Genomic DNA, 3,712 nt, shown 5'->3' with positions numbered 1-3,712 from the left:
TTCGGAACAGCTATTTAGGATCCGCTGTCACCAAGAAACGGCTACGCTCCTTGCGACCGGTGCGTAGTCCCGATTTGATTGGGTCGAACAGTGGCGCAGTGGGGTCGCTCACGTCCAGGAACGTCAACAACTCAAGGAATGGTGTTGCTTGTACGATAGCTGAACGCAGGGCACCACTGGCGCTTGGGTCAAGATTGCCGAAGTTGGATTGTGTGCCAGGAACAAAGCTCATACGCATGTTGGCTAAGAGCTCTGAGATGGTCGGTGTGTTCTTATTCATGTAGTTGTTACCTGTGGAGTTGGCCCAAAGCTGGGATTGCCCAATAACGCTCAGGCTTTTGCTGAATTTCATATGGGTGGTACCGGTACTTGCTGGCTCATCGGTGACCCCGAGTGCACCCAGATACCAAACGCCTTTCCCTGCAAAATTCTCTTTCGGCTCGATAGAGCAGAATGCATAGCGGCCGGTTTTATTCAGCTCGATTAATGCAATAGTGGGACTCAGGATGGCAAATAATTTAATAACGTTGCCCTCCTGCTGGGTTTTTAACGCCTCGACATGACCGAGTGGTGTAACTCGCTTATGGTCTGGCCACAAACAAGCTGTGTAATATTCTGGGTCGTACGTTTCAGCCATCTGAGTTAACCACTCCGGCTTTATTTCTCTGCCGTCTACAGTTTTTCCAGATGTGCCGATACACACCCACCCTGTTTTTAAAGTTGATGAAGTCATAGTCACTCTTTATTTGGTCGGTGGTTTACATCAGTATTACTCTGTTGTGATTTATTTATTCGCCTTGATTATTTCTTCCAGAATTTTTTTCCGTGCACTGGGCGATAATGAGTTCATAAGGTCAATGGCGACGGCGCTGGCCTTATCAATGGATGGTCTAAGAGTATGCTTGTAGGCAAGGCTGGAAACCCAAGCATGGCAACACACTGTGCATTCGCAATACAAGTCGGTGACGTTCTCGGAAAGGTGATTGGCTTTTGTCACTCGACCAAGGCTTTGACACTGATTACAAACTACGCGCACATGTTCCCTCCTTAATGATTACTTCTTGTTGTACGCTCAGATATTTTGGCTGTCAGCCAATCATTAATTTCGTGCTCCACCCATGCAACAGATTTTGGCCCGATAGATACAGGTCGAGGAAATGTACCCTCTTTCATTCTTAAATAAATAGTGGGTTTTGATAGCCCAACCTTGGAAATAACATCCTTTATCCGCAGCAAGCGAATGTTTTGTTCTGACATATGCAGGCCCTTTAAATAATTTAAGCTGTGGCAGTAATCGCATTGCTTGAGCGAGATATTACTACCTGATACTCAATGAGCCAATAACGGTCCATGTCGTACGACGATGGGCTTTGTGGAATTAAATACTTTTTAATTGAATTTCTAATCAAAGTGATTGTTCGATATTACTCTTTGTTGCTCATAGCGATTAACGTGATGCAGAGAAATTTCATAAATCTTTTACCATGAATTTTATTTATGGTTTAAGTGTAAATTATTGCTTATTGGAATGGTTTGTTTTGGCATAAAGAATGGTCACCGATTAAAATCAGTAACCATATGAAATTATTATATTTTATTTAGATAGGAAAGTGATCGTGTCGGCCCATTGTTTGAGGGCTGCTTTACGCTCGTCAAAGAAGTCGTGATGGTTGTAGACCGCCACTATGCCCTGTGACTTGAGGGTGTGGTTCAAGATTAGCTCCGCTACTTCCTGCTGTACCCCGAGCGCAGCCAGATGCGTTCTGGCGGTATGGCGCAGAGCATGTACGTTCAGTTGCTCGATCCCCTCAACCTTGGCCCGTAGCTTCTGGATGGCGGCATTCAGGGTGGTTTGCCCCATATGTGGTTTGGTCTGCCGGGAGATGGCGGGAAAAACGTAGTCACTGCCACACCCAAGATACTTGGCCTCTTTAAGCCAGATGATGGCTTGCTCTGGTAAAGGGATCACGATGCCACGGCCGGTCTTGGCCCGTTCTGGCTGCAGTGTCCAGGTCTGTTGCTGCAAGTCGAACTCATCCCAGGTGGCAGAAAGCAGCTCCATCTTTCGGCCACCCAGTAGCAGCAGCAGGCGAAAGGCCAGATCGCAGCTACGGCTAAATCCCCTGCAGGTAGGGATCGCCCCCAGCACCTCCGCCAGCTTTTCCCTGGTCAGATAAAATTCCCGGCTTTTCAGTTGGCCACCGGCATCAGCCAGGGTAAAGGCGGAGGCTGGGTTGCTCTCTACGATGTGCCGTTTGATGGCGTAGTCGAACAGTCGCTTGAGCCAGCCAAGGATGTTGTTGGCCATGGTCGGGCTTCCACGGTCGAGAATGGATTGCAGGAGTGCATCAATATGCCTGGGTTTGACATCCTCTGGCCCCAGCTTTCCCAGGTTGGCGATGATGTCCTTCTCGAAGCGCTGCCGGATCACGTGAGCATCTTTGCGGCGCCCTTCTACCTAACTCATCAGCCAGGGAAGCCACAGTGAGACGGTTCGCGATGGCTGCATGCCGAGCGATGGATTCGCGCTTGCGCTCCTGTTTCTCGCTGGCTACATCAGTACCAAGGGTGACCATGGCCATCAACCGCTTCGCCTCGTCCATGGCTTGTTTGAGCGCCATGTTATCGACATGACCGATCAGCATCTTGCGTTGCTTGCCGCCGAAGCGATATCGCAACCGCCAGAACGGGCGCTTATAGTTGGCTGGCCAGCAGAGTGCGAGGTTGTCACACACTGATCGGTTATCAAAATGCGCCCCCTGTTCACCTTCCCGCATGAGTGTCTTGAAGGTGATTTCAGCCTGCTTTCTTGGCGCCATAATGCCCCCTGTGTGACCCTAAAGTTTTTCGTAAGTAAAAAAAAGTGTGACCCCATTCTAATTAGGGTCACACTTGGGGTCACACAATTTTTAGTATCTGATGGTATTACTTAGTTAAAGATGGCTCTAAGTATCAGATTTTTCAGGTTTTGATACTTCTACAGCCTGTTCTGAACCATCAGACATGTTTTTGATGTAGACATCCATCTGGTTGAACGCGATCTCGATGCCGTTAGCCTTGAACAGGGAGTCGATCTTGCGGTTCAGTTCATCCACGGCCGGGTTGCGATCGCCGAGCTCGCTCACGAAGAAACGCAGCTCATGATCCAGGGTGCTGGGGCCGAAGGTGAGGAAGTAGACGATGGGGGCCGGGTCTTTCAAGACGCGGCTGTTCTCATCGGCTGCCTGTTTGAGCAGGGTACGTGTCAGCTCCAGATCCGAGCCGTAAGCCACACCCACCCGCACGATCACCCGGGTGACGGTATCGCTCAGGGACCAGTTGATCAGCCGCTCCGTCATCAGCTGCTGGTTGGGAATGATCACCTCTTTGCGGTCGAAGTCGGTCAGGGTAGTGGCGCGAATGCGGATCCTGGAGACGGTACCGGAGAAGGGGCCAATGGTGACTGTGTCGCCGATCCGTACCGGACGCTCGAACAGTATGATGATGCCCGAGACGAAGTTGGAGAGGATCTCTTTCATGCCAAAACCGATACCGACCGACAGACCACCCGCTACCCACTGCAGCTTGTCCCACTGAACGCCCATCATGGAGAGGGCGGTCAGGGAGCCGAAGCCGATCAGTACATAGTTGAGTATGGTGGTGATGGCGTAGGCGGTACCCTGGGCCAGGTTCAACTTGGAGAGCACCAGCACTTCCAGCAGACCGGGCAGGT

5 protein-coding genes are annotated in these 3,712 nt (G+C 50.5%); all 5 read right to left on the bottom strand.

All coding sequences use genetic code 11. The features are described 5' to 3' along the window. Positions 1-10: 10 nt before the first annotated feature. Positions 11-733: a GPO family capsid scaffolding protein gene (locus AXW79_RS16445; protein WP_005312289.1), complete on the bottom strand. Its 723-nt coding sequence runs from the start codon at positions 731-733 to the stop codon at positions 11-13. Positions 734-1,047: 314 nt separating this feature from the next. Next, on the bottom strand, positions 1,048-1,257 hold the full coding sequence (locus AXW79_RS22450) for a helix-turn-helix transcriptional regulator (protein WP_005312296.1): 210 nt from the start codon (positions 1,255-1,257) through the stop codon (positions 1,048-1,050). A gap of 337 nt (positions 1,258-1,594) precedes the next feature. Next, positions 1,595-2,431: a tyrosine-type recombinase/integrase gene (locus AXW79_RS22445; protein ID WP_005312300.1), complete on the bottom strand. Its 837-nt coding sequence runs from the start codon at positions 2,429-2,431 to the stop codon at positions 1,595-1,597. Continuing rightward, complete coding sequence (locus AXW79_RS22440; protein WP_080561586.1) at positions 2,349-2,819, bottom strand: Arm DNA-binding domain-containing protein; 471 nt, start codon at positions 2,817-2,819, stop codon at positions 2,349-2,351. Before AXW79_RS22440 ends, AXW79_RS22445 begins: the two co-directional genes overlap by 83 nt. Positions 2,820-2,945: 126 nt before the next feature. Beyond that, positions 2,946-3,712: mechanosensitive ion channel domain-containing protein (locus tag AXW79_RS16435; protein ID WP_155736674.1), on the bottom strand; the 767-nt coding region annotated here is incomplete at its 5' end.

It is taken from the genome of Aeromonas salmonicida subsp. salmonicida, from assembly GCF_001643305.1.
GTDB lineage: Bacteria > Pseudomonadota > Gammaproteobacteria > Enterobacterales > Aeromonadaceae > Aeromonas > Aeromonas salmonicida.
This window is presented reverse-complemented; position numbering and strand designations above follow the sequence as displayed.

Coding starts and splice junctions, on each gene's coding strand:
- AXW79_RS22440 (WP_080561586.1), bottom strand. CDS start 2,819: ATGGCGCCAAGAAAGCAGGCTGAAATCACCTTCAAGACACTCATGCGG.
- AXW79_RS22450 (WP_005312296.1), bottom strand. CDS start 1,257: ATGTCAGAACAAAACATTCGCTTGCTGCGGATAAAGGATGTTATTTCC.
- AXW79_RS16445 (WP_005312289.1), bottom strand. CDS start 733: ATGACTTCATCAACTTTAAAAACAGGGTGGGTGTGTATCGGCACATCT.